The sequence below is a fragment of the Streptomyces sp. NPDC091271 genome, from assembly GCF_044757505.1.
Lineage (GTDB): Bacteria > Actinomycetota > Actinomycetes > Streptomycetales > Streptomycetaceae > Streptomyces.
On the sequence record NZ_JBIVVD010000002.1, the window covers coordinates 637,423 to 661,696 of the forward strand.

At 70.5% G+C, this 24,274-nt stretch carries 20 protein-coding genes and 2 pseudogenes; 9 read left to right on the top strand and 13 right to left on the bottom strand.

The annotated features are described in order from the left end of the window. Positions 1-165: 165 nt before the first annotated feature. Complete coding sequence (locus tag ACIQM3_RS10280; protein WP_401621553.1) at positions 166-1,071, bottom strand: NAD(P)-dependent oxidoreductase; 906 nt, start codon at positions 1,069-1,071, stop codon at positions 166-168. A gap of 83 nt (positions 1,072-1,154) precedes the next feature. Here ACIQM3_RS10280 and ACIQM3_RS10285 point away from each other — a divergent pair, with 83 nt between their 5' ends. Further along, positions 1,155-1,526 (top strand): winged helix-turn-helix transcriptional regulator, encoded by a 372-nt coding sequence (locus ACIQM3_RS10285; RefSeq protein ID WP_401621556.1) that lies wholly within the window; start codon positions 1,155-1,157, stop codon positions 1,524-1,526. A gap of 534 nt (positions 1,527-2,060) precedes the next feature. On the opposite strand, the gene ACIQM3_RS10290 is transcribed toward ACIQM3_RS10285, so the two are convergent. The 3 genes and pseudogenes from ACIQM3_RS10290 to ACIQM3_RS10300 all read right to left on the bottom strand — a co-directional run. Next, the gene (locus ACIQM3_RS10290; protein WP_401621559.1) at positions 2,061-5,450 is read right to left on the bottom strand and encodes a CARDB domain-containing protein; all 3,390 of its coding nucleotides are present in this window, start codon (positions 5,448-5,450) and stop codon (positions 2,061-2,063) included. Between the two features lie 269 nt (positions 5,451-5,719). Next, a complete protein-coding gene (locus tag ACIQM3_RS10295; RefSeq protein WP_401622405.1) occupies positions 5,720-6,115 on the bottom strand; it encodes a TetR/AcrR family transcriptional regulator C-terminal ligand-binding domain-containing protein in 396 nt (131 codons plus the stop codon). Continuing rightward, positions 6,016-6,231, bottom strand: a pseudogene (locus ACIQM3_RS10300) (hypothetical protein); the annotation flags it as partial. The gene ACIQM3_RS10295 and the pseudogene ACIQM3_RS10300, both read right to left, overlap by 100 nt. 135 nt (positions 6,232-6,366) lie before the next feature. Between ACIQM3_RS10300 and ACIQM3_RS10305 the strand changes: the two are divergent. Next, positions 6,367-7,074, top strand: a complete 708-nt coding sequence (locus ACIQM3_RS10305) for a DUF2470 domain-containing protein (RefSeq protein WP_401621562.1) — start codon at positions 6,367-6,369, stop codon at positions 7,072-7,074. Between the two features lie 48 nt (positions 7,075-7,122). Here the strand turns inward: ACIQM3_RS10305 and ACIQM3_RS10310 are convergent. Beyond that, positions 7,123-7,636 (bottom strand): annotated as a pseudogene (locus tag ACIQM3_RS10310) (hypothetical protein). Between the two features lie 27 nt (positions 7,637-7,663). Here ACIQM3_RS10310 and ACIQM3_RS10315 point away from each other — a divergent pair. Beyond that, positions 7,664-7,984, top strand: a complete 321-nt coding sequence (locus tag ACIQM3_RS10315; protein WP_401621565.1) for a hypothetical protein — start codon at positions 7,664-7,666, stop codon at positions 7,982-7,984. Between the two features lie 158 nt (positions 7,985-8,142). Here ACIQM3_RS10315 and ACIQM3_RS10320 read toward each other — a convergent pair whose 3' ends face one another. Further along, positions 8,143-8,220, bottom strand: a complete 78-nt coding sequence (locus tag ACIQM3_RS10320; RefSeq protein ID WP_370443954.1) for a 50S ribosomal protein bL37 — start codon at positions 8,218-8,220, stop codon at positions 8,143-8,145. Positions 8,221-8,623: 403 nt separating this feature from the next. Here ACIQM3_RS10320 and malX point away from each other — a divergent pair, with 403 nt between their 5' ends. The 4 genes from malX to ACIQM3_RS10340 all read left to right on the top strand — a co-directional run bounded on the left by malX (position 8,624) and on the right by ACIQM3_RS10340 (position 14,771). Next, entirely contained in the window at positions 8,624-10,225 is a 1,602-nt protein-coding gene (gene malX, locus ACIQM3_RS10325) for a maltose/glucose-specific PTS transporter subunit IIBC (RefSeq protein ID WP_401621568.1), read from the top strand. 2 nt (positions 10,226-10,227) lie between these two features. Beyond that, positions 10,228-11,415, top strand: a complete 1,188-nt coding sequence (locus ACIQM3_RS10330; protein WP_401621571.1) for a MalY/PatB family protein — start codon at positions 10,228-10,230, stop codon at positions 11,413-11,415. A 132-nt stretch (positions 11,416-11,547) separates the two neighbouring features. Next, positions 11,548-12,018, top strand: a complete 471-nt coding sequence (locus ACIQM3_RS10335) for a MarR family winged helix-turn-helix transcriptional regulator (RefSeq protein ID WP_401621574.1) — start codon at positions 11,548-11,550, stop codon at positions 12,016-12,018. Then, the gene (locus ACIQM3_RS10340; RefSeq protein WP_401621576.1) at positions 12,015-14,771 is read left to right on the top strand and encodes an FUSC family protein; all 2,757 of its coding nucleotides are present in this window, start codon (positions 12,015-12,017) and stop codon (positions 14,769-14,771) included. The genes ACIQM3_RS10335 and ACIQM3_RS10340 overlap by 4 nt, the downstream gene beginning before the upstream one ends. A 36-nt stretch (positions 14,772-14,807) precedes the next feature. On the opposite strand, the gene ACIQM3_RS10345 is transcribed toward ACIQM3_RS10340, so the two are convergent. The 5 genes from ACIQM3_RS10345 to ACIQM3_RS10365 all read right to left on the bottom strand — a co-directional run bounded on the left by ACIQM3_RS10345 (position 14,808) and on the right by ACIQM3_RS10365 (position 20,350). Further along, complete coding sequence (locus ACIQM3_RS10345; RefSeq protein ID WP_401621579.1) at positions 14,808-15,326, bottom strand: hypothetical protein; 519 nt, start codon at positions 15,324-15,326, stop codon at positions 14,808-14,810. Positions 15,327-15,700: 374 nt separating this feature from the next. Further along, complete coding sequence (locus ACIQM3_RS10350; protein WP_401621582.1) at positions 15,701-16,357, bottom strand: maleylpyruvate isomerase N-terminal domain-containing protein; 657 nt, start codon at positions 16,355-16,357, stop codon at positions 15,701-15,703. A gap of 73 nt (positions 16,358-16,430) precedes the next feature. Beyond that, on the bottom strand, positions 16,431-16,901 hold the full coding sequence (locus tag ACIQM3_RS10355; protein ID WP_401621585.1) for an HIT family protein: 471 nt from the start codon (positions 16,899-16,901) through the stop codon (positions 16,431-16,433). 424 nt (positions 16,902-17,325) lie between these two features. Further along, on the bottom strand, positions 17,326-18,765 hold the full coding sequence (locus ACIQM3_RS10360) for a gamma-aminobutyraldehyde dehydrogenase (RefSeq protein WP_401621588.1): 1,440 nt from the start codon (positions 18,763-18,765) through the stop codon (positions 17,326-17,328). A 49-nt stretch (positions 18,766-18,814) separates the two neighbouring features. Next, the gene (locus ACIQM3_RS10365; RefSeq protein ID WP_401621591.1) at positions 18,815-20,350 is read right to left on the bottom strand and encodes a purine-cytosine permease family protein; all 1,536 of its coding nucleotides are present in this window, start codon (positions 20,348-20,350) and stop codon (positions 18,815-18,817) included. Positions 20,351-20,453: 103 nt separating this feature from the next. Here ACIQM3_RS10365 and ACIQM3_RS10370 point away from each other — a divergent pair, with 103 nt between their 5' ends. Together ACIQM3_RS10370 and ACIQM3_RS10375 are read left to right on the top strand one after the other, a co-directional pair. Then, entirely contained in the window at positions 20,454-21,905 is a 1,452-nt protein-coding gene (locus tag ACIQM3_RS10370) for a PucR family transcriptional regulator (RefSeq protein ID WP_401621594.1), read from the top strand. A 158-nt stretch (positions 21,906-22,063) separates the two neighbouring features. Continuing rightward, positions 22,064-22,555, top strand: a complete 492-nt coding sequence (locus tag ACIQM3_RS10375) for an ATP-binding protein (protein WP_401622408.1) — start codon at positions 22,064-22,066, stop codon at positions 22,553-22,555. A 71-nt stretch (positions 22,556-22,626) separates the two neighbouring features. Here the strand turns inward: ACIQM3_RS10375 and ACIQM3_RS10380 are convergent, their stop codons facing one another. Together ACIQM3_RS10380 and ACIQM3_RS10385 are read right to left on the bottom strand one after the other, a co-directional pair. Beyond that, a complete protein-coding gene (locus ACIQM3_RS10380) occupies positions 22,627-23,163 on the bottom strand; it encodes a transglycosylase SLT domain-containing protein (protein ID WP_401622411.1) in 537 nt (178 codons plus the stop codon). Between the two features lie 493 nt (positions 23,164-23,656). Continuing rightward, positions 23,657-24,271: a hypothetical protein gene (locus ACIQM3_RS10385; protein WP_401621597.1), complete on the bottom strand. Its 615-nt coding sequence runs from the start codon at positions 24,269-24,271 to the stop codon at positions 23,657-23,659. Between the last annotated feature and the right edge of the window lie 3 nt (positions 24,272-24,274).

Below are 24,274 nucleotides of genomic sequence, written 5' to 3' on the forward strand. Positions count from 1 at the left end.
CGATACCGCCGGACCTGTGCACGACAGATCCTTCTGCCCGGTCGGCCGGTCCGACTCCGAAGAGCCGCGCCGTCCGCCTTGTCCCAATTTTTCCCGCTCGTCGAAACCGAATGCAAGTGCGGAAGGTCCCTGTCTCCGGGCAGGGGGAGAAGCACGGGCGTGCGGTCAGTGCGGTGTCCGGATCGTGTCGATGATGCGCGTCCAGTTGTCGCTGCCGTGCCCGTCCTCGATCGCGCGCCGGTAGTGGGCCTGCACGGCCAGCGGGAGCGCGAGATCGAGTCCGAGCGAGGTGCTGGTCTCGACGATGTGGTCGGCCGTCGCACCCATCATGGTGACCGTGCTGAGGTCGCCGGGATGCTCTCCGGCGTCGAGCGCGGCACCGGGACGCTCGTCGCCGGCCCTCAGAATGTCGCTGATCGTGTCAGCGGCGGAAAGCAGCTCCGGCAGCGTTTCCTCGGCCTTCATCCCTGCGGTTCCCAGCATCGCGGTGGCGTGCATCAGCGCGGAAAGGGTGGTGAGGAACACCGCGAGCTGGGCTTGGTACATCATCTGGGCGAGGCCCGGATCGTCGCCCAGATACCTGGGTGTCCCGAGCGGCGCCAGCGCCGCCCGACGGCTGTCCATCACTTCCCCGGGGCCGCTGTAGTAGACGTAGGACGCCTCCGTGCCGACCATCGGAGCCGGGGCCATGACCCCGCCGGTGAGGAAGGCGGCACCGTGGCCCGCCGCCCAGGCGGCGGCCTCCCGTGTGCGTTCGGGGGTGTCGGAGCTCAGGTTCACCAGCGTCCGGCCGGCCAGCGATCCGGTGGCGCTCCCCAGGATGTCGTACATCGCCCGGTAGTCCGTGAGGCTGAGGATCACGAGGCCGCTCGCCTCGAGGGCCTCGCGCGGCGTGGCCGCGAGCGTCGCCCCCTCGGCGACGACGCCGTCGGCGCGGGCGGCGGTGCGGTTCCAGACGGTGATCGGGCGGCCGGTGGTGAGGAGGGTGCGTGTCATCGCCCGGCCCATCGGGCCGAGCCCGATCACGGTGACAGCGTCGTCTTGTCCGGTGTTACGGGTCTGTTCGTTCACCCCTCCATCCTCGGAGAGCACCACTACTCTCGGAAGTACCCACTATTTTCTGCGGTACTTACCTTTTAGTAAGGGAGCCACTGATGACGAAGGCGCCGAGACGCGGGCCCTACATCTGCGGCATCGACGCCGCGTTCGACGTGGTGAGCGGTAAATGGAAGGGGCTGATCCTCTGGGAGCTCGACGCCCATCGCATACGCCGGTTCGCCGAACTCCGCCGCGGGCTGCCGGGAGTGAGCGAGAAGATGCTCACCCAACACCTGCGTGAGATGGAGGCGGACGGTCTCGTGCACCGGAAGGTCTACGCCGAGGTCCCGCCACGCGTGGAGTACTCCCTGACCGAGCACGGGCACACGCTCAACCGCGCGCTCGAACCACTCGGCGCCTGGGGGGTCGAGCGTATGTGCCGTGAAGGCTCCGAAAGGGCCGATGTGGTGGAGGCTCCACACGGTTGAGCGGTTGACCGACCGGTCGGGCGTGACACTCCGGGAGACCGGTCGCCTCGCGCACGTCCGGTTCAGCGGCCTTGACGCGCGGCGTCCCCCTCGGCCGATCATGGCCCATGACCCGCGCCCTCTCGACGCAGCCCGTCATCGTCCCCGGCTCTCTGTCCCCCGCCTTGCTCGAGGGGCTCTCACCCCGGTGCGGCGGCGCCGTACCCGCGTCGGACTGGTCTCCGGCGGACTCGGCGCGTACTGGCGCAGTTCCCGGGCCTCCTCGGCCAACCGCAGGACTCGGCGCTGCGTCGGCCCTCATGCGCACCTTCCTGGATGTTCCACGGCTGCGAGGTTGAGCAGGGGCGACGCAGACCGGCAAGGGGTCGAAACGTATCAATCCTTCGGCGGGAGCCGCCCCGGCACGTTCCGGGCGCGGGTCACGGCGGGGGGACGAGATCACCGTCACCCGAGGACGCCGCTCCCCCGGCCGGCTCGCGCCGTGGCGAGCCGGCCGGGGGACCATGCGGTGCGCGGTCCGAGGACCGGCCCGATCTACCTCCGGGCGGGCGCCGTGCCGGCGCTGCCGTTGATGACGAACTGTGATCCGGGTTCGACCTCGACGTCCCCGTCCGCCGAACCGGTGATGGTCACACCGGTCAGGGTCGCGCTGCCCCGTGCGCCTCCGTGGGCCAGGATCCCGGACCCGTTGACGGAGTTGTCGATGCGGACGTTCGAGATCTTCGCTCCGGGCACGGACCCCCCGCCGGACTTGAACTGGATCCCGTCGTAGGTCGAGTCATGGATGTCGGTGTCGCGGATCGTGACACCGGGGATGTCCTGGCCGGCGGCGAACAGCGTGATCGCACCGAACTCCTGGGCCTCCCCCCAGAACGCCCCGCCCGTACGGTGGAGCGCGTTGTTGGCGATCAGTGTCTCCCCGGAGAAGGGCAGCGGGTCGTGGTCCGTCGCCAGCATGATGCCGGGGTAGTTCATCGTGTCGGAGATGATGTTGTTCTCGATGGTGTTGCCGTAACCGCCGTAGACCGCGATGCCGTTGGCCCTCCACGGCAGCTGGATCGTGTTGTTGCGGAAGTGGTTGTCGTGGCCGACGTCCACCGACGGGCTCTTCACGTACTTGCTCGACCACACGGCCAGCGAGTCGTCCCCAGTGTTCCTGAAGGAGGAGTTGAACACCGTGGAATTGCGCGTCCCGTTGGCGAAGTTGATGCCGTCCGCGTAGGTGTTGCGTATCCGCATCCCCGTGAACTCGACGCCGTCACCGGGCCCCCAGAGGTCCGGGATGTTGTCGTAGTCGCGACCGACCCAGACCCCCGCGTTCGCGTGCTCCAGCCAGACGTTGGTGATCTTGGTGTCGTCACCGAAGCGTCCGTTCAGGCCCACTCCGCCCTCGGCGTTGCCGTCCCCACCACGGATGGTGCCGGAGCCGAAGATCGCCAGGTCCGAGATCTTGGTGTTGTCGTCGATGTCGAAGCCGAAGTTCCCCTCGTGGGGGTGGTTGATACCGCCCGCGTCCTGCGGCTGGGTGAGGGTGTACAGCTGGGAGTGCCACATGCCCGCGCCGCGGATCGTGACGTCCCTGATGCCGACCTGGTTGAACTGCCCCCGGTTCAAGGGGTCGTCGGTCAGGATCTTCTGCTCCTGCCGCCATTGCCCCGGCGGGATCCACACGCAGTCGATGTCACCGTTCTGATCGGCCGTCACCGCCCGCTGAATGGCGTCCGTGTCGTCGATCCCGTCGTTCGGAACGGCTCCATAGGTGGTGATCGAGGTACATCCGGCCGGCTGGCTCGCCGCCGGCGCCACCTGCTCCAGGTCGACGAGGTCGATGACGTAGAAGGACGCCGTGTCGCCCGCGTCCCGCTGCAGGCGGAACTTCGTCCCCGCGGGGTAGGTCCGGCCGAGCAGGGCGTTGGACTCGTCGAACAGCCTGCGGGCGTCGGCCTGCGGCCCGTTGGTCAGCCCCTCCGGGCTGTCCGTGTCGCCGTAGAGCCAACTGTGCTTGGAGGAGAGACTCAGCTTCCGGGCGAACGTGCCGTCGACGTACAGGCTGATCGTTGCCTCGGTCCCGCCGCCGCCGGGGGCGTCGGGGATGGAGTTGCGGACCACGATCGAGTTCGTCGGCACGGCCGAGGTGATCTCGACGTACTCACCGGTGGAGTTCAGCCGCACGGACTCTCGGCCCGAGGACTCCGTGGCGAAGTTGGTGTGCCCGAAGGTGCGCTTCTGGTCGGACTTCAGCAACGTGCCCTTGTACGCGCCCTGTTCGGCCTCGTACTCGGTGTACGGGACCGCGGCGCCGCGGCCGACCACGATGGCGCGCGAGAAGACGTTGTTGTTCTCGTCGGTCTCGGTGACCACACCGGTCGCGTCCGCGGTGGCGGTGAGGTTGGCCCCGCCGCTCCTGGCGGTCCAGCTCCCGCTGATGGGCACGGTGACGGTGGATCCGGCGGGAACCGCCCCCGTCGTCCCGTTCAGTGTGGTGCTCTCCACCAGGAGGCGGGTCACCGTGGACGAACTCACGGCAGTCGTACCACGGTTGTGGAGGGACACGGTGAAGCTGACGGCCGCGCCCACAGCGGGGTTCGACGGGCTGGAGGTGATGCCGAGCACCTCCAGGTCGGGGCCGGGACTCTGGCTGACGACCAGCTTCGACGTGGCGGTGAGGCTGTTGTTGCTGTTGTCCTGCTCGACGACCGTGTCGGTGGGATCGACCACGGCCGAGACGCTGTACGTGCCCATCGGCTGCCTGCCCACGCGGACCGGCACGGTGGCCGAGGCTCCCGCGGCGAGGCCGTTCACCGCCGCGCTCCCGGCGACCACACCTGCCAGGCTCACGTCGACGGCTGTCGCGGCGGCGGCGGCCGTACCCGTGTTACGTACGGTGGCGTTCACGGTGACCTCGTCCGTCCCGGACGGCGTGGCGGGTGACCAGGTCAGTCCGGTGACGGTCAGGTCGGGGTTGGGAGCCGCGGTGCCGACGACCTGGATCTCGGCGACCTGGGCCCCGGGAGCGCCGGTGTTGGCGAAGAATTTGAGCTGCACATCCGCATACCTGCCGCTGACCGGGATGGTCACCGTGTTCTCGTTTCCCGAGGGGTTGAACACGTAGTCGGCACGGTCCTTCAGCGAGGTGAAGCCGGTGGCCGACTGGGCGCGGCCGAGCACCTGAAGACTCTGCGTCCGGGTGGCCCACGCCTGGTCCGGGGAGAGCTTGACGACGACGGCCTGGATGTCGGCGTCGGCGCCGAGCTTCACCGTCAGTGTGGAGGGGTGGCCGTTCGACTCCCAGTACGTACCGAGCTTGTCGTCATTGGCGTTGGCCGCCACGTAGGTCTGCGTGGACGACGACGCCTCGATCGGCTTGTTCAGCGCCAGGTTGGAGCCGTCGGCGGGGAGCGGGCCGGACCCGTCCTGGCCGTACACCTCGACCTGGGAGAGCTGCGCGGCGTTCCAGCCGGTGTTGGCGGTCACCTGGACCCGGATGTACCGCACCTGCTTCGCGGTGAAGCCGACGGTGACGGTGTTGCCCGCCGACGGGGTGAACTCGCGGGCGGCCGGCGCCGACAGGCTGCTGAAGCTGCTCCCGTCCGTGCTGCCCTGGACGCCGAGCGTCTGGGTCCGGGCCTCCCAGGTGGCCGGCAGCTTCAGCACCACCTGGTCGACGTCGAACCGGCTGCCGAGGTCGATCCGGACCCACTGCGGGAAGGTGCCGGAGCTCTCCCAGTACGTCTGCTGGCTGCCGTCGGTGACGTTCGACGCGGGGTAGGCGCCGTGCGACCCGCTGGTCGTCACCTGCTTACCGAGGGCCAGGTCTGGGCTCCGGTCGGCCGCCGTGGCGGCGACGGGCAGGAGTCCGACGGTCATGAGCGCGGCTGCCACCGCGCCGATGACGAACCGCCATCCGAGTTGCTTCCATCTCATGCTGTCCTCTGTTCCGTGCGGCTGCGGGACCGGGAGGGCACGGTGACACGTCACCGACCGCGGGATGCGTACGGCATCGGCGGTCGGCGACGGGCAGGTGCGGGCTGCCGGCACACCGACGAGGGGGCGATCAGGGACGCCGACAGGAGAGGGAGCAGGCCACCTGCCGGAAACTCGCGCGCATTGCCTTGATTTTTGAGTGAACCAGTCAATATTTTGCGGTGCCGAGGTGACAGGTTTCTAGCAGGCCGCTCTTTTGTCAACGGTCCTCACACCGGGCGCCGCTCCCCCGGGACTTCGGACTTCGGGGCGGCGGCCCCTCGGACGCGCCGGTCCTGCCGGAGCGCGACGAGCGGGAGGAACGGCAGGCCCACGACTTCCTCCAGATCGGCCTCGGAGGGGGTGCGGCGGGCCATGAGGAGGTCATGGAGGACCAGGACCAGGACCACCGGGAGCGCGACCAGCCGGTCGGGAAGCGGAACCGCGGGATCGATCTCACCGCGGCGGGCGGCCCGCTCCAGGACCGTACGCATCCAGTCGCCGCCAGGGCTGCGGTTGCGCGAGGTCAGGTACGCGGACAGCTCCGTGTCCTGCCCCTGCTCCGCGGCGAGCGCCTGTCGCACATGGGCCGTACCGGCCGTCTGCCCGACGATGAAGCGGAGCAGGGCGAGCACGTCACCGCGCAGATCTCCCGTGTCCGGCGCTCGTCCGGGACGGGCGGCGCCTTGCTGCGCAGAGCGGCCAGGACGAGTTCTCGCTTCGTCGGCCAGCGGCGGTAGAGGACGGCACGGCTGGTGCCGGCGTGGCCCGCGACCGTGCGGCGCCGCTACCCGAACCTCGAATCATGGGTTAGGTTAGGCATACCTAAGTAACAGTAGTGAGGTCTTCTCCCCGCCCGCCCCTCTGGAGAACTTGGATGCGTCCTTTCAACTCCCGCGTCAACCGGCCCACCCCCGCCGAACGCGTGCTGTCCATCCTGACCGCGGCCCATTCGATGACAGTGGTGAGCGACGGGCTCGACCCCGTCGAGGTGCACCGCCTCGACGGCACGGCCGCGATGGGCCACATCCACCTGCACGAACCGTCGGAGGCCGGCTCCCTCCAGTCGGGGCCACGCATCCCCGTCCGGCTGGAGTTCACCGACATCGCGCCCACGCCCGTACGGGACCGCACGCGCGCCCGTGTCACGGTGACCGGCCTGCTGGCGGCCCCGTACAGCACGGACACCGCGGAGAGCACCTGCATGGAGTTCGGCCAGGCGGTCTTCGAGGACCACAGGGGCCGTGCGTTCGTCACGCTGGACACACTGCAGGAGACCGACCCTGATCCGATCGCCACGAGCGAGGCGGCAATGCTGACCCACCTCCTCGACGATCACGGCGAACTCGTCCCTCTGCTCCTGCGCCTCGTGCAGCCGCAGCCGGAGAAGGGCGTGACGCGCGTCCTGCCGGTGGAGCTGGACCGCTACGGCGTGACTTTGCGCCTGGAGTACCCGGGCACCCACCGCGATGTGCGCCTGCCGTTCGCGAAGCCCGTTGACCGGCTCGACCAGGCCGGTCCTCAGATCCACGCCCTGCTGGCGGCCGCCCGTCGCGCGTCCCACCGGAACCAGCTGCTCACCTGACCTCGGGCGAACGCCGGGTGGGAGCCGCGTGGGCGTACACCGCTTCCATCACGCCGCAGCCTGCTCCAGCCCTGCTGCCCACTCCGACAGTGCGCTGAAGTCCTCCGCCAGGAGGCCCAGGCGTGGGTCCACCCGGTGCAGGAGCGCTGGAGCATCGTGATGCTCCTGGACCCATGCGCGGTCGCCCGGGCCCAGCTCGTCGTCCACCCAGGCGAACGGCCGGCCCTTGGCGTACGCGACCAACGCCCGTGTCTTCCAGTGCAGTCGGTCATGGCTCCGGGGTGTCATGGAAGGCCGGTCGACGAATGGGAGTGCGGGCAGGCCGAGGTGCGGCCCGATCCAGTCGTTCGCCTCGTTCTTCCACGTCGTCGCCCACACGAGCTCGTAGGGCGACGCCAAGAGGTCTGTCCCGTGGTCATGGTTGAGCCAGACCCGCAAGGGCTTGTCCCACGAGTTCTCCCACCCGGTCGGGCGCATGCGGTGCGTGCTGTAGCCCGCTGGCCGCTTGTGCGGCGGGGCGGCGTAGGGATTCAGAGGGGCCGTCCACATCGGCACAGGCCAGTTGGGACGACTGCGAATCCGGTGCGCCGTGCGCCTGCCAGCAGACCAAGGGGGTGCCACCCCCGGCCAGGTCTGGGGCAGCAACAACGATCTGCGGCAGTACACCGAGTTCGACAACGCCAAGTCGCTGCACGAGAAGGGCAATTCCTGCGACCTCGAACTGCCCGACATGCAGTTCCGGGGCGGGCCCCAAGCCCTCCTGCGGGGCTACGGCGTCCGGGGCACCAACGACACCAAGGTCGAGGAAAGCGTCGCCTCCGTCAGGTGGGTCTGCCGAGCTGCGCGCCGACTGCTGTGGACAGCTGACGCCGCGCTCCTCACGGCCGGGTACGACTCTTCGTCGCGCTGACCACGGCATGGGCGACGTGGCCCGTCGGCGGGGAGGAAGCGGTCCCGGGCCCGGATCCTCAGATCGAGGCATTCCTCGCCGTCGCGCTCGCCGAAGGTTCCGTCAGGCGCGCGTCCGGGGGGTGGCGCATGCCACCCCCCGGTCATGTCGGCGCGTCCTCAGCTCTGCGGACGGCTGCCGTGGTTCGCGCCGTTCTTGCGGCGGGCCTTTTTCTTGCGACGTCGCTTCGAGGACATCGAACCTCCTGGATCAGTAGTTTTGGCACACTATCCACCGGATTGTCGGCTCCGGCGGCCAATGAGCCCCTTACCCACCGACGCGTCGGCAAACACCCGACGCCGATCCGGACAGGTGGCGTGCGTCACGGCGTGCGACACCTGGTTCACTCCCCGTCGGCCCCCTCTGTGTCCGCTTCGGCCGGTGCTCCGGCCTCCATGGACAGTCGTCGACCCGCTGTGATGTGATCCGTGCGGCGGAACGGCCCCGTCTGGCGTGCTCACCGGGCGATCCTCAGGTGCGTCGCGCGAAGGCGGCCCGGGCCCCTCGTCCATATCCACCGACGCTCGATCACCCGTGGGTCCCCGCATCACCACGGCGAGCGCCCGGGTCCGTCCCCCCAGGCTCGAAAGTTCCGTACACATGCAGAAGACCAAAGCCGCACTCTGGGAATTCCTCCAGGGGCTCGGCAAGACTTTCATGCTCCCCGTGGCCCTGCTCGCGTTCTGCGGCATCATGCTGGGCATCGGCTCCTCGCTATCCAGCGAGGCCGTCACCGACAATCTGCCGTTCCTGAAGGCCGAGGGCTTCCACCTCGTCTTCACCTGGATGGCCAACACGGGGCTGGTGGCCTTCACCTTCCTGCCCGTCCTCTTCGCGATGGCGATTCCCCTCGGCCTCGCCCGCGAGGACAAGGGCGTGGCGGCGTTCTCGGGTTTCGTCGGCTTCGCCGCCATGAATCTCGCGGTGAACTTCTACCTCACCGCCAAGGGGGTCGACTTCGAGGACGAGGCAGCCATCAAGCACTACGGCATAGCCGATGTGCTCGGTGTGCAGTCCATCGATACGGGACTCCTCGGAGCCGTGGCCGTTGGCATCGTTGTCAGCCTCCTCCACCAGCGCTTTCGTACGCAGCGGATGCCTGACGCACTGGCCTTCTTCGGCGGCCTGCGCTTCGTCCCGATCATCTCCGCCCTCGTCCTGAGCGTGCTCGGTCTGCTCATCCCCCTGGTGTGGCCGACCTTCAACGGCTGGATCACCGCCGTGGGCCGTGGCATCGGGCACACCGGCGTCTTCGGGCCGTTCTTCTTCGGCATGGGAGAGGTTCTGCTGCGTCCCATCGGGCTGCACCACATTCTGGTGGCCATGTTCCGGTTCACCGACGTCGGCGGTTCGGGAGCCGTGTGCGGGGACAACGTCTCCGGGGCCCTGAACATGTTCTACGCGCACCTCGACTGCGCGGGCGCGCCGAATGCCGCCGTCACCGACGCTACGCACTTCCTCTCCCAGGGCAAGATGGCGTCCTACCTCGGCGGCCTGCCGGGCGCCGCCCTCGCGATGTACCACTGCGCGAACAAGAAGATGCGCCCGGAGATCAAGGCCCTGCTCGTGTCGGGCGTGGTGGCCTGCGTGGTCGGCGGCATCACGGAGCCGCTGGAGTTCCTGTTCCTCTTCGTCGCACCGTGGCTGTACGCCATCCACGCGGTTCTGGTGGGGCTCGGCTTCCTCACTGCCGCCCTGCTCGGCGTCTTCATCGGGAACACGGACGGCAACGTCATCGACTGGCTGGTCTTCGGCGTCCTCCAGGGATCGACGACCAAGTGGTACCTGGTGCCGGTGATCGCGGCGGTGTGGTTCGCCGTGTACTACTTCCTGTTCCGCTGGGCGATCAACCGCTTCGACCTCAAGACCCCTGGGCGCGAGGAGGAACAGGACGACAAGGACGGTGAGCCGGCCGCTCCCGACGCGGGGGAGCAGCCCGCGCGCGAGCTGGTCGCGGGGAAGTACGACGCCGCCGCCATCCTCGACGCGATCGGCGGAGCCGACAACATCCGGTCCCTGGACAACTGCATCACTCGCCTGCGCATGACGGTGGAGGACGCGGCACAGGTGGACGAGGCGCGGCTGAAGAAGCTCGGCGCCGTAGGCGTGATCAAGCTCGACGGCCACAACGTGCAGGTCATCATCGGGCCGCAGGTCCAGTCGGTGAAGGACGCCATCGCCACCATGATCCCTGTGGGCTGACCATGACTCCCCTCTCCCCCGCCTCGCAGGATCCGTACGACTTCGGCACCGTCGTGGACCGGCACGGCACCTGGTGCACACAGTGGGACTACGTCGAGGACCGCTTCGGCGTGCCGGACCTGCTGCCGTTCACGATTTCCGACATGGACTTCGAGACCGCCCCGGAGATCATGGCCGCGCTCCACGGCCGGCTGGACCACGCCGTGCTCGGTTACTCGCGGTGGCGGCAGGACGACTTCCTCTCGGCGATCGTCCACTGGTACGCGACGCGGCACGCGACGGCCGTCGACCCCGCGTCGATCGTCTACGCGCCGTCCGTCGTCTACCAGCTGTCACAGCTGCTCCGGCTGTGGTCGCGCCCCGGGGACGGCGTGGTGGCCCACACGCCCATGTACGACGCGTTCCCCAAGACCGTGGCGGCCCACGGGCGGCAGCTCCGGGAGTGTCCGCTCGACGACTGGGCGGAGCTGGAGCGGCTCCTGGCGCTGCCCGACACGGCCGTGCTGCTGCTGTGCTCGCCGCACAACCCGACAGGCAAGGTCTGGTCCGCCGACGAGCTGGGCCGGATGGCGCGGCTGTGCGCGGAGCACGGCGTGGCCGTCATCAGCGACGAGATCCATGGCGACCTGGCCCACCCCCCGCACGTCCACCGCCCCTGGTCCCGGCTCGGCGGCGAGGGCCGGTGGGCCGTGATCACCTCGGCGTCGAAATCGTTCAACATCCCTGCCTTGACCGGGAGTTACGGGATCATCGGCGACCCCGCGTCGCGCGACGCCTATCTACGGCAACTCAAGGAGGCCGACGGCCTCTCCTCCCCCGCCGTGCTGTCACTGGTCGGCCACATCGCCGCGTACAGGGAGGGGGAACCCTGGCTGGACGCCTTGCGTACGTACCTCGCGGACAACCTGGCGATGGTCGCCGACCGTCTCCGCGGGGAGTTCCCACAGCTCGGCTGGGAGCCCCCGGAGGCGGGGTACCTCGCCTGGATCGACCTGCGGCCGCTCGGCGTCGATGACGACGCGCTGCAACGCGAGCTCGTCGAGGTGGAGAAGGTGGCCATCATGCCGGGAGCGGCGTACGGCTCCCCGGGGCGGGTCCGGCTCAACGTCGGATGCCCCCGGTCCAAGGCGGTCACGGGCGTCGAGGCACTGGTGCGCGCGCTGCGCCGGCTCGCGCAGGCCGACGGGTGACCGGCCCTCGCCCCGGTGTGGTCCGAGCCACCGGGGCGGGGCAGCGGTTCAGGGACCGGCACCTCGGACGAGGCCGGGCATTTTGCCCGCACATGGTTCCGCGCCAACTCTTGACATCTATATAATTGCTATATGCATCAATCGTCGCCCCTGGCAGGCCCCACCGACGAGCAGCGCATCGAAAGCGCTGCCCGGGGTCTCCTCAGAGGCATCGGGCGGCTCTCGCAGACACTCTTCCGCACCGGGGACTTCGGGCTCAGCCGCAGCCAGGTGGCCGTGCTCGACGCCCTGGAGGACGGTCCCCGGCGGGTGACCGCTCTTGCCACGTACACGGGCATGTCACAGCCCCGCGTGACCGTGGTCCTGCGGAGCGTCGAGGAGCTCGGCCTGGCCACGCGTGAACGCCGCGCCGCCGACCGACGTGTCGTGGAGGCCTCCCTGACTCCTGCCGGACGGGACCTGCTCGACCGGGGGCGGCGGCGGATGGCCGCGGCACTCCTGCGAGGCCTCGACGCGGGCGTCGACGACTCCGAGCTCGCCGTGGGCGCCGCCCGCAATGCCCTCACCACCCTGCTCGAAGCGATGGATTCGGAGCCCCGTTGATCAGCCCAGGTACCGCGCCGTCGGACACGGCGTCGGAACTCACGCCCTCCTCACCTCCCACCCGCATCCCCTCGCCCGCGGAAGGTGCCGCGCACGCCGTCGCACCGCACCGGGTGTTCGGGCCACGGCGGCGCTGGGACTGGATACTCGCGGCAGACCCCGGCCTCGGGCAGCTCCAGGCGGGTTGGCGCACCCTCGTCGCGATGGTGACCTCGCTCGCGGTCGGCTACGGGATGGCCAGGGCCCTGGACGTCCCGGCCATGATCGGCATGATCGTCGGCGGGATGATGGGCCTGATGAGCGCCTTCGCCGTCGCCGAGAACACCTGGCAGCGGCTCACCCGCGCCATCCTGTGGATGCCGTTCCCGTACGCCGCCGTCCTGTGGCTCGCCGCCGAGTTGCACGGCGACCGCGGCCTGGAGATCAGTCTGATGGTCGTGGCGCTCGCCTTGACCTTCTTCCTCGCCCGGTTCGGACAGCTGTCGCTGCTCACGGGCATGATGCTGTTCAACGGTCTGATGGTCGGCATGATGGCGGACATCCCCTCCGCCATGTGGGGAAAGGCGTTCGCCGTCGCCCTGGTCTCCGCCGGGGCGGTACTCCTGACACGGCTGCTGTTCTGCTACCCGATGCCGCGTGAGGACCTGCTGCGCACTCAGCGCGCCTTCGTCGTGGAAGCGCGCCGGGTGGCCGACGCGGCCGTCGAGACGCTGGACCCCGACGCCGACCAGGAGCGGGCCGTGCGCCGCATGGCACGTGCCCTGCACCACCTCAACGTCACCACCGTCACCATCGACGGTCGGCTGGCCCAGCCGGAGGTCGCCGCGGACCCCGGCATGGCCGAGCTGCTGCACCGCCACCTCTTCGACGCCGAACTGGCCCTGCGCGGTATCGGCCGGGCCGTGCAGGACCTGGCCCGCCTCGACGTACCGCCGCACCTGCGCGAGGCGATGGCCGTCGGCCTCGTCATCGCACGGGACACGCCCCTCGGCAGCGCGCAGGGCCTGCGTCCGGCCGCCGAACGCATCCGCCGCCAGGCCGACCAGGTGCGCGAGCACCCCGGTACGGGCGACAGCCACGCGGAGACCGTCGAGCTCGCCTGTCGCGTGGCCCATCTCCTCGACTCGCTTGCCGGATCGCTCTCCCACTGGCTCTCGCTGGGCTGGAGCTCCCCGGAGTCCCCCGCGCAGGTCCCCTTCCAGCCGACCGTGGCCCTGGAGCGCAACCGTCCCGCCGGATCGGCGGGCGCGACCCAGCGCGTGCTCGCCGCGCGCACGGAGAAGAGCTGGCGGCGCGCCGTCCCCTTCGTACGCGCACCACTGCACGCGGGGGTCGCCGCCGCCATCGTCTGCCCGATCACCGACGCGATCGACCCGCAGCGCTTCTACTGGGGTCTCGTCGGCGTGATGATCACCCTCTTCGGGACGAACACGACGCACGAGCGCCTGCGCAAGTTCGGCCACCGCATGGCGGGCACGGTGATCGGCGCCGTGCTCGGCATCGCCCTCCTCCATCTCCTGGGCCACGGCCACGTCTACGGGACGCTGACGGTCATCGTGGCGGGCCTCACCCTCGGGGCCTGGGGGATGCAGCGCGCGTACGCCCTCTGGGTCGTCGGGCTCGTCGTCGCGCTGGTGCAGTTGTACGGACTGACGACGCCCTACGGCGGCATGGACCACCTGCTCGGCGAGCGACTGCTGGACAACGGCCTCGGGATACTCGTCGCGACCGCGTGTGCCGCACTGATCTTCCCGCTGTCGAGCCGCAGGATCACACGGGAGGCGGAGCGCGGCTACATGTCCGCCGTCGACACCCTCGTCTCCCAGCTCGCCCTGCGCTGGGAGGACCCCGACGCCCCCGTACGGCTCCGTGGAGCCGCCCGCGGGGTGGACTCCGCCCTGTTCGAGGTCCTGAGCCTGGCACGTCCGCTGGTACGGATGCCACGCGGCCTGCGGGGGCGTGACGCGGACAACCGCACCGCACTGCTCACCACGGCGACGGGCCATGCCCGCGCCCTCGCGGCGGCCGCGGACATCGACATCGACCTGGCCCCGGGGCCGGCCGAACGCTTCGCCCACATCACCAGGACGCTGAGCCGGTCACTGCGTGCCCTCGACCGCTCGCTGACGACCGGTGAGCCCGAGGAAGGCTGGCAGCGGGTGGGCCCGCTGGTACGGGAATTGAAGGCGGACATGGACAAGGCGCCGCCCGGACCACGGGCGTCGCGCATCCGCACGACGCTGCGGGAGCTCTCCGCTCTCGACGAGACGCTCGCCGGGTACGCGGAACGGTGCGGGCTCGCCGTGCACGACAACTCTCCCGAGAACAGGACGAGTTCACCGATGGAACGCCGCACTCGGGCGCTCGTTGCGGAGTGGTCCCTGCGGCCGACGACACGGGCACCGGGCGCTCCGGGGAACGCCGCTCGCACCGCCACGGCCACTGCCGCACCACGGACGGACCCGGACCCGGGCCCGGTGGCCGGCACGGAAACGGCCGGCGTGACCGTCGCGGGCACCGTCCGGTGTGCAGCGCATCCCGCGGGGTGTGCGGGATGGGTCACCGTGATCGACGCACGGGGGAAGCGGGTGGCGGCAGGGCCGGTGCGGTCGGGCCGGTATCGCGTCGACGGTCTCCGGCCGGGCAGCCACACGCTCATCGTGTCGGCGACGTCCCACGCCCCGCACGCGGAGTTCCTGTACGTGCCGGAGTCGCGGGAGGCCGGCCGTATCGGCCACGACATGCGGCTGTAGCGAGCGCGAAGGCGCGGCGCGCCGTCACCGGCCCTGTCAGTGCCCGGCGGCCGCCTTCACGAGCGCGACCGCGACACCGATCACCGCGTCGGCCAGACCGGCCAGCACCGCCAGAAGAACGCCGCCTCCCATGCGCAGCCCTCCCGCGCAGCCCCAGGCGAAGAGCGAGGCGATGCCCACTCCGGCGGCTGTCATCAGGGCGGTGGCCAGGGACAGGACGTCCAGCGCCGCGAGGGTGATCATCACAGCCGGGCCGACCGCGCAGGACAGCAGCGGGCTGCTGACGTACAGCATGCGCCGCAGGTCATGGCCGGTTGCGAGGTGGCGGTGCACCGTGCGGTGCGCCTGCTGGTCGGCGACGAACGCCGCGAGCCACAGCCCCAGAGCGGTCGTCAGGACCGTGGCCAGGGCGCCTGTGGTGCCGGCTTCCCCGAGGGACAGGCCGACCACCACGGCGATCATCGTGATCGTCGCGTAGATGCGCTCCTTGAGCCGGTCCGCCGACGCACCCGCGGCCTGCTCGGGCGACAGTCCTGACCGCCGGTCGTCCGCCATGTGGGTTCCCTCGTTCGTCGCGGGACGGCGGACGTCGCGCGTCCCTGGTCCGGCACCGCGGCGGGCGCACGGGAAGCGCCCTGGCCACCGCCACCAGCATGCCCTCTCAGCGGGCCGAAACCCGGAACCACGAGACCGCCGCGCTCGGTGTCACGCCTCGAGCCGCCTGCTGCCCGTCGGCGGTGAGGTGACCGAGGAGCTAGGCCGACGGCTCCTGCGGCCGCTCCCCCGCGGTGTCGACGACGATGTGGTCCCGGTTCCATGGCTCGTAGTCGTGGTCGACGACCTGCTGCCGAGCGGACGACCGCCTGTTCGATGGTCTCGATCCGCGAGTGCCGCCCTTGAGTGCTGTGTTCGAACGGGCGGCCGGACGGTCAGCCGAGGACGAACGGGAGTCTCGCGGCGAGTGCGCCCAGCTCGGCCTTCTCCGCGTCGCTCGGGGGACGCCGTCCGGTGCCGACCAGGAGCGCCTCCTTGTCGGAGAGGGAGGCGGGGAACGCGGTACCGGCGATCTCCTCCAGCAACCGGCGGGAACGGGCGAGCCCTTCCTCCGGGGCTTCGGGGACATCGGGGAGGTACGCGGCGAGATCGAGGTGGTGCAGCGTCCACTCCATGACGTACGTGGTGAGGTAGTCGCCCACGCTCATGACCTCTCCGCGGGTGCCGACCCGGAGGCCGGGGGCGGCGAGTCCGGCGGCACGGCCGGCTGCGGATCCCACGTCGTCCAGATGGAACTTCAGCAGGGAGGGCTGCTCGTACGCGGCGGCCAGCCGTACGGTCAGCGCGTCGAGCGGGTCGTCGCCGCTCGGCGGTGTCCGGGTGACGTCCCAGTAGGTCACCGCGTCCCGGGTCGGCTCCGTCGCGGCGGGAGTCGCGAGGGTGATCAGGACGTCCTGGGCGTCGATGACCAGATGGCACACAAGGTCCCGCACGAGCCATCCGGCGCAGCCGGACGGCTGTGAGAAGTCCTCGTCCGGGAGTTCGGCGACCGCCGTGCGCAGTGCCGTCCACGAGCGTGAGAAGAGATCCACACAGGCAACGCTAGTGCAGTGCCGCAGGGCCTACAAGGACGGCGGCCGTCCGGGCGCGGGTACCTCCCCGACCTCAATGTGGCTCCCGCCGGCCCTCCTCGAGCGATGCTCGGAGGGAGCGGGCCAAGTGGTCTGCCTGGTCGGCCGTTACGCGCTCGGGCTCCGGGCGGCCGAGCAGCCGGAAGACGCCCGGCCCTCGTTGCTCGGGAGGCAGGTCCCTCATGCGCGGCACGACGTGGAAGTGCGTGTGAGCGAAGCCCTCGGCTTCGGCGAACTGGACGACGTAGGTCTTGGCGCAGCCGGTCACGCTCCGGAGCGCCCGGGAGAGCCTGACCTGCCATACCCCCAGGGCGGCCGCCTCGGCGTCGGTGAGGTCGTGGACGGCGGTGACATGGCGGCGGGGCAGGAGCACCAGCCAGCCGGGCACCGCCGTGTCGAAGGCGTGGGCCACCCGCCAGTGCTCGTCGGACGCGACGCGCTCGCGTGGTGGGAGTTCGCCGAACTGTGCTTCTCTGCCGCACGCGTAGCAGTCGGGATCCGTCATGGACCCAGATCGTAGAACCAGCCTTCGCCGCCGGGTGGGGTGTTCGGCACATGGGGACGAAGTCGATGTGTGCTTACGTGATGCACCGGCGAGTTCACCACGACGCGAGCAGAGAGCGCACTGCCCATGGGACGGCCGACGACGTCAACACCCCTGCCGAGGAACACGAAGGTGCTGTCCATCGGGCTGCGTCCGAGTGCGCTCGACAACAGCCGGATGCCCGGCGGTCTCGACGAGGCGGGATCGGCGGTGCCTACGTACGGCGCCGGAGACCACCCTGCTGTTCGAGCGGCTGGTCAACGTCCTCGTCGAGGCGGCGCCCGGGGTACGGCTGTGCTTCAAGTGAGGGGCAGGAGTCTGCGGTGCGGCCCCCGCCCCGCCGCCCGGCCCGGTCGTACCGTTCCGGGCGGCATGCTCCTGGATGTCAGAGCGACGTCATGACGTGCTTGATCCGGGTGTAGTCCTCGAAGCCGTACGCGGAGAGGTCCTTGCCGTAGCCGGACTTCTTGAACCCGCCGTGCGGCATCTCGGCGACGAGCGCCATGTGGGTGTTGATCCACACACAGCCGAAGTCCAGGTTTTTCGACATCCGCATCGCGCGGGAGTGGTCCTTGGTCCACACCGAGGAGGCCAGGGCGTATTCCACGCCGTTGGCGTACTCGACGGCCTGGGCCTCGTCCGTGAAGGACTGGACCGTCATGACCGGCCCGAAGACCTCCTGCTGGACGATCTCGTCGTCCTGGCGGAGGCCCGAGACGACGGTCGGGGCGTAGAAGTAGCCCTTGTCGCCGACGCGGTGACCGCCCGCCTCGATCCTGGCGTGCTCGGGCAGGCGCTCGACGAACCCGCTGACCTGGGCGAGCTGGCCCGCGTTGTTGAGGGGCCCGTACAGCACGTCCTCGTCGTCCGGGAGCCCGGTCCTCGTGTCGGCCGCGGCCTTGGCGAGGGCGGTGACGAATTCGTCGTGGACGGCTTCGTGGACGAGGACGCGGGTCGCGGCGGTGCAGTCCTGACCGGCGTTGAAGAAGCCGCCGACCACCAGGTCCTCGACCGCCTTCGCCAGGTCGGCGTCCTCGAAGATGACGGCGGGAGCCTTGCCGCCCAGCTCCAGGTGGACCCGCTTGACGTCCTTGGACGCGCTCTGGGCGACCTGGATGCCGGCCCGCACCGAGCCGGTGATGGAGGCCATCGCCGGGGTCGGGTGCTCCACCATCAGCCGGCCGGTGTCACGGTCGCCGCAGACCACGTTGAAGATTCCGGTGGGCAGCTCCAGCTCCGTCAGGACACCGCCGATGATCTCGGCCATCAGCACCGTGGACGCCGGGGTGGTGTCCGAGGGCTTGAGGACCACCGCGTTGCCCGCGGCGAGCGCGGGCGCGAACTTCCACACCGCCATCAGCAGGGGGTAGTTCCAGGGCGCGACCTGCGCGCACACACCGACCGGCTCACGGCGGATGATGGAGGTCAGGCCCTCCATGTACTCGCCGGCCGAGCGGCCTTCGAGCATCCGCGCCGCCCCGGCGAAGAAGCGCACCTGGTCGATGGCGGGGGCGACTTCCTCGCTGCCGGTGAGGTGGAGCGGCTTGCCGGTGTCCCGGCTCTCCGCGGCGACGAGGTCGTCCGCCCGTGCCTCCATCGCGTCGGCGATCTTCAGCATCGCGCGCTGGCGCACGGACGGTGTGGTGTCGCGCCAGACGGGGAAGGCGGCGGCAGCGGCCGCCATCGCCGCGTCGACGTCGGCCGCCCCCGAGAGCGGGGAAGTCGCGTAGACGTCACCCGTGGTGGGGTCCACCACATCGAGCGTGCGGCCGTCCGAGGCGTCGGCGAACGCACCGTCGATGTAGTTGCGGAACGTGGTGCTCATGGAGGTCTCTCCCGGTCAGGCGGTGGTGCGGGCGGAAAGGCGGCGGCGGTCAGCCGGCCACTGCGGGTTCGGTGGCGGCTCCCTCGGTGCCGCCGGTGATCGGGGGCACCGGGGAGTCCGAGGCTCTGACGAAGCGGGGTCCGTCCGGTCCGTACACGGCGCGCGGCTCGGGGAACAGTGCGAGCAGGGCGAGATACAGGACGGTCGCGAGGACGAGGCCGACCGGCAGGGAGATGTCCGTGCCGTTGGCGAGGTCACCGAGCGGGCCGACGAACTGGCCGGGCAGGTTGGTGAAGAGGAGCGCCACGACGGCCGAGACGAGCCAGGTGGACAGGCCACGCCAGTTCCAGCCGTGCGTGAACCAGTAACGGCCGCCGCGCTGACGGCGGTTGAAGACCTGGAGCGCCTCCGCGTCGTACCAGCCACGGCGGGTGAGGTAGCCCAGCGCCATCACGATCATCCACGGTGCGGTGCAGGTGATGATCAGCGTCGCGAAGGTGGAGATGGACTGCGCGAGGTTGAGTGCGAAGCGGCCGACGAAGATGAACGCGATCGACAGGACGCCGATGAAGAAGGTCGCCTGGACGCGGCTGAAGCGCGTGAAGACGCTGGAGAAGTCGAGGCCCGTGCCGTAGAGGGCCGTCGTACCGGTGGAGAGGCCGCCGATCAGTGCGATCAGGCAGAGCGGCAGGAAGTACCAGCCGGGCGAGATCGCGAGCAGTCCGCCCACGTAGTTGGGGGCCGCCGGGTCGACGTACTTCGCGGCCTTCGACGCGATGATCGACGCGGTGGCCAGGCCGAAGAGGAACGGCAGCAGAGTGGCGATCTGGGCGAGGAAGGCGGCCCCCATCACCCGGCGGCGCGGGGCTCCGGCCGGGATGTAGCGGGACCAGTCGCCCAGAAACGCGCCGAAGGAGACCGGGTTGGAGAGCACGATGAGCGCGGCGCCGATGAACGACGGCCAGAACAGCGGGTCGGCTGTCGAGGCGAAGGATCCCGCGTAACCGGGGTCGAAGTCGCCGGCGAAGGCGAACGCGCCGAGGACGAAGAGGGACGACGCTGCCAACACCGCGATCTTGTTGACCAGCAGCATGAAACGGAATCCGTAGACACAGACGACCAGCACGAGTCCGGCGAAGACCGCGTACGCGACGGCGTACGTGAGATCCGATTCGGGGAGGTCGACGAGACGGTGCGCGCCGCCGACGAGCGCGTCTCCCGAGGACCACACCGAGATCGAGAAGAAGGCGATGGCGGTGAGCAGGGAGAGGAACGAGCCGACGACCCGGCCGTGCACTCCCAGGTGCGCGGAGGAGGAGACGGCGTTGTTGGTGCCGTTGGCCGGTCCGAACAACGCCATCGGGGCGAGCAGCAGCGCACCCGCGACGAGGCCGAGGACGGTCGCGGCGAGGCCCTGCCGGAAGGAGAGGCCGAAGAGGATCGGGAAGGCGCCCAGCACACAGGTCGCGAAGGTGTTGGCGCCGCCGAAGGCGAGCCGGAACAGATCGACCGGGCGGGCCGTGCGGTCCTCGTCCGGGATCCGCTCGACACCGTAGGTCTCGATTTCGGTGATCGAGGTCGTCACGGACGCTCCACCTTCCGTTCATGCGTCGGGGCGTCCCAGCAGTCTGTGGCCCGTAGACGATCAGCGACAACTGTGTTCGGCACAAAGATGTAGGCTCCGGACTGTGGCCGGCAACAAACTCACCGTCGAGGATCTGCTCTCCTTCCCGGCGCTCCAGCTCTCGGTGAAGGCCGGCAGTGGTGGCCTGGGCAGGTCCGTGTCGTGGGCGCACGCCAGTGAGCTCGCCGACCCGACGCCCTGGCTGCTGGGCGCGGAGGTGATCATGACGGCCGGTCTGGCGGTCCCCCGCAGCGCGGCCGGGCAGCGCGCCTATCTGGAGCGGCTGGACGACGCGGGCGTGTCCGCTCTCGCGCTCTCGGCCCAGCTGCACATGCCGCCCCTCCACGACGCGCTCTTCGAGGCGGCCGAGGAGCGCGGCTTCCCCGTCCTCGAAGTCCCGCTCGCCGTCCCCTTCATCGCTGTCGCCCAGGAGATCGCGGCCTCGGTCCAGGAGGACGCCCGGCACCGGCTGGGGGCGCAGCTCCAGGTCTTCGGCTCCCTGCGCTGGCTGGTCGCCGAGGACCTCGACACCCCGGCACTCCTGCGCCGTCTCGAAGGCCTGTCGGGCTACGACATCTATCTCTGCACGCCACAGGGCCGCCCGCTCCTGCCGGGCGTCCCCACCCCGGACCCCGGTGTCCTGCCCGCGTCCGTCGACGCCCCGCCCACGATGCCCGGCGGCTTCGTCCTCCCGGTGCCCGCGCCCGGCGGACCGGCGGGCTTCCTCGTCGCGTACGAGCGCCAGGGCGCCCAGCCTGCGGGGCTCGCCGTGGTCCAGCACATCGCGACGGTGGCGGCGCTGCGGCTGGCCATGGTGCGCAACGAGCGTGAGGTGCTGCGCCGCGAGGGGGCGGAGACCCTGGCCGAGCTGTTGCAGGAGGTACTCGATCCGGAGGCGGCCCGCCGTCGGCTCGCCCGGCATTCGATCGAGGGTGACGCCGTGCTGCTCGTGGTCCGCCGCACCACGGACGACGCGCTGCTGAACTGCCTGGAGGGCCACCCCCACCTGCTGCTCACCTGGGGCGAGGACCGCTACGTCCTGGGTGCACCGGAACTGGCGGAGGCCGTCGGCGGGCTGCCGGCCGTGGCGGCCGGGATGAGCCGCCCCTTCGCGCCGGGCGTCGCGCTGAAGGTCGCCGAGCGCGAGGCGCTCTGGGCCGTCTCGAAGGCCGTGGAGTCGGGCCGCCCGGTCGTCCGGTACGGCGACGACTCGACGGGCCGGTGGCTGCCCGACGACCCCGCGGTCCTGACCGCCCTGGTCGAGCATGTGCTCGGCGAGGTCCTGCGGTACGACGAGGCGCACGACTCGCATCTGCTGGTCTCCGCCCGCACCTGGATGGAGCGCGACCGCCGTACGGAGACGGCCGCGGCGGCGCTCCACATCCACCCGAACACCCTTGCGTACCGGCTGCGCCGCTTCGGCGCCCTGTCACAGCGGGATCTGACATCGACGGGCGCCCTGGCCGAGGTCTGGCTGGCGATCCAGGCGGCGGGCGCGCTGGGTCTCACCGACTGACACCGCCCCCACCGGCCTGGTCCCGGACAGCCCGCGGTCGAGGGCGGACGCACCGGCCTTGTTTCCCGTGGGATTTCTCCGGGCCTGAAATGCGTGACGGGGGGTAGGCGGGCGGTGTACTGAGCTGCGTGGTGCAGCTGACGAACGGGGGAAGTGGCATGGAACGGCTGGCGACGAGGTGCGGGACCGGACAGGACAAGCCGCGGGCCGACGCGGGCGTCGTGGCAGGTAGCGCCGCGTACGACATGGAGTCCGGGGACATTTCCCGGGCCCGTGGATTCGTTCGGGAGTTTCTGTCCGATGCAGGGTCCCTGCGAGGGGTGAACGTGCCCGCGCGGGCCATGGAGGTCTCGCAGCTGGTCGTGAGCGAGCTCGCCACGAATGTCTGCAAGTACGCGCCGGGCCCGTGCCTGCTGGATCTCGAGGTGGACGGCAGCATGCTGACCATCACGATGTGGGACTCGGGCTCCGTGCTCCCCAGCGCTGTGCAGGCCAACCCCTCACGCGCGGGGCAGCACGGCCTGGAGATCGTTCTCGCGGTCTGCCAGAGCTTCGAGGTACGCCGCGAGCCTGTGGGCAAGCGGGTGCGCGTACAGATCTCGCTGCTCGACGGCCTGGATGGTGACGCTGCGGGACAGTCGCCCTGGTGAGGTCCGGCGGATGACAAGCGGCACGGCCACGCCCTGGGAGGGGCGTGGCCGTGCCGTGTGTGGCTCGTGCCTCAGTAGGCGGAGTCGACGTTGTCGATGGAGCCGTACTTGTCGGCCGCGTAGTTGGCGGCCGCGGTGATGTTGGCGACCGGGTCGGTCAGGTCCTCCGGTGTGCCCGAGACGTGATAGGCGTCGAAGGTCGGCTGGATGACCTGCAGCAGGCCCTTGGAGGGCGTGCCGTTCTGCGCGTTGACGTCCCAGTCGTTGGACGCTTCGGGGTCGCCGCCCGACTCGCGCATGATGTTGCTGTGCAGGCCCTCGTAGCTGCCCGGGATCCCCTTGGCATCCATGATCTTGAGGGACTCGCGGATCCAGCTGTCCAGATTGTCCGTGTCGGCGGCCTTGCCGGCCTTCTCACCGATGGCCTCCGCCTGCGCGGCGACTCCGGCGGCCGAGACCCCGGCCGACGCGGCCGCACTGTGCGAGGCCGGCTCGGAGGCGTGCGCGGGGGACGGGGCCAGGGTCAGAGCAGCTGCTGCGGCTCCTGCCGCGCACAGTCCGGAGACCGCGAACCTGCGGATCCGGGCGGTACGGGCGATGGGGGCCAGGGACTGAGCGGACGTACGGATAAAACACTCTCCTTGCGCTGATGTCAGGGACGTCCCGGGGCCGGAGGCCGGAACGGAAAGGTGCGGCGTGCTCCGTACGGAAGGTGCCGCACCCGACCGGTCCGGAGCGTCAGCTCCCCGGGGCTCGAACCATGGTTAGCGGCATGCCGGGACGACGGCAACGACCTGCGCTACTAGGCCCGTACGTAGACCGGGACCGGAGGCGCGGCGGGTGCGCTCAGACACCGCAACCCGGGAACCGACTCCTACTACCGCGCCTCGTATGTGACCTGGGACCTATGGGCCGACTCACAGAGCGACCCCCGACGGCACCCGGAATTCGGGCGATGCCGTCCGGGGATTTACGAGGGCGCGGGATCCGGGGAAGGGCTTGGGCGGCCCTTACCCGGGTGCGCGCCGCGCGCCGGAGGACCATCAGCGGACGGCACCTCATCCGGACGGCCGGGGCCACCGCCGCCGGCCCCCTGGCGCTTCAGCCTTCTTGCGGAGCGGCGGCGGAGCGGACGTCCACCACGGTGGAGGCGAACGCCAGCGGCCCGGGCAGCAGCGGGATCAGCAGGGGCATCGACCACGCGAGGAGCGCGGCGAGCAGCACGGCGGCGGCCAGCAGGAGGGCGCCGCCGGGGTCGGCTGCGGAGCGGACGAGTCCCTCGCGTACGGACAGCCGGTGCGGGGCCTCGAGCGCGGTGGCGCGCAGCCCCGCGACGGTCGCCGCGAGGGCGAGCAGGGCCAGGGCGGGCGCCACGACGGCTGCCCCGGGCAGCTCGCTGCGGACCAGGGCGCCGTCGACGAGCAGGAGCAGGACGAGTACGGGTACCAGCAGTCCGGCGGCCAGCGTGCGGAGGGACAGGTGTGCCCGGAGCCGTGCGGCGTACGCCACGAAACCGACCGGCAGGCCGTCGTGCGCGGTCCGGCGGAGGCTCTCCGACGCCGCGGCGAACGCGGCCGGGGCGGTGACGACCGGCAGGCAGGCGAGGCTCGTGAGCAGTCCGACGAGCAGCATGTCGGCGAAGAGGCTGAAGCCGGATCCGAAGACCTCGCCGGGCTCCCGGCGGTCGCGGTGCGGCACGGTGGGTGCGTGGGACACGGT

Coding starts and splice junctions, on each gene's coding strand:
- ACIQM3_RS10285 (WP_401621556.1), top strand. CDS start 1,155: ATGACGAAGGCGCCGAGACGCGGGCCCTACATCTGCGGCATCGACGCC.
- ACIQM3_RS10290 (WP_401621559.1), bottom strand. CDS start 5,450: ATGAGATGGAAGCAACTCGGATGGCGGTTCGTCATCGGCGCGGTGGCA.
- ACIQM3_RS10305 (WP_401621562.1), top strand. CDS start 6,367: ATGCGTCCTTTCAACTCCCGCGTCAACCGGCCCACCCCCGCCGAACGC.
- ACIQM3_RS10320 (WP_370443954.1), bottom strand. CDS start 8,220: ATGTCCTCGAAGCGACGTCGCAAGAAAAAGGCCCGCCGCAAGAACGGC.
- malX (WP_401621568.1), top strand. CDS start 8,624: ATGCAGAAGACCAAAGCCGCACTCTGGGAATTCCTCCAGGGGCTCGGC.
- ACIQM3_RS10330 (WP_401621571.1), top strand. CDS start 10,228: ATGACTCCCCTCTCCCCCGCCTCGCAGGATCCGTACGACTTCGGCACC.
- ACIQM3_RS10335 (WP_401621574.1), top strand. CDS start 11,548: ATGCATCAATCGTCGCCCCTGGCAGGCCCCACCGACGAGCAGCGCATC.
- ACIQM3_RS10345 (WP_401621579.1), bottom strand. CDS start 15,326: ATGGCGGACGACCGGCGGTCAGGACTGTCGCCCGAGCAGGCCGCGGGT.
- ACIQM3_RS10355 (WP_401621585.1), bottom strand. CDS start 16,901: ATGACGGATCCCGACTGCTACGCGTGCGGCAGAGAAGCACAGTTCGGC.
- ACIQM3_RS10360 (WP_401621588.1), bottom strand. CDS start 18,765: ATGAGCACCACGTTCCGCAACTACATCGACGGTGCGTTCGCCGACGCC.
- ACIQM3_RS10375 (WP_401622408.1), top strand. CDS start 22,064: ATGGAACGGCTGGCGACGAGGTGCGGGACCGGACAGGACAAGCCGCGG.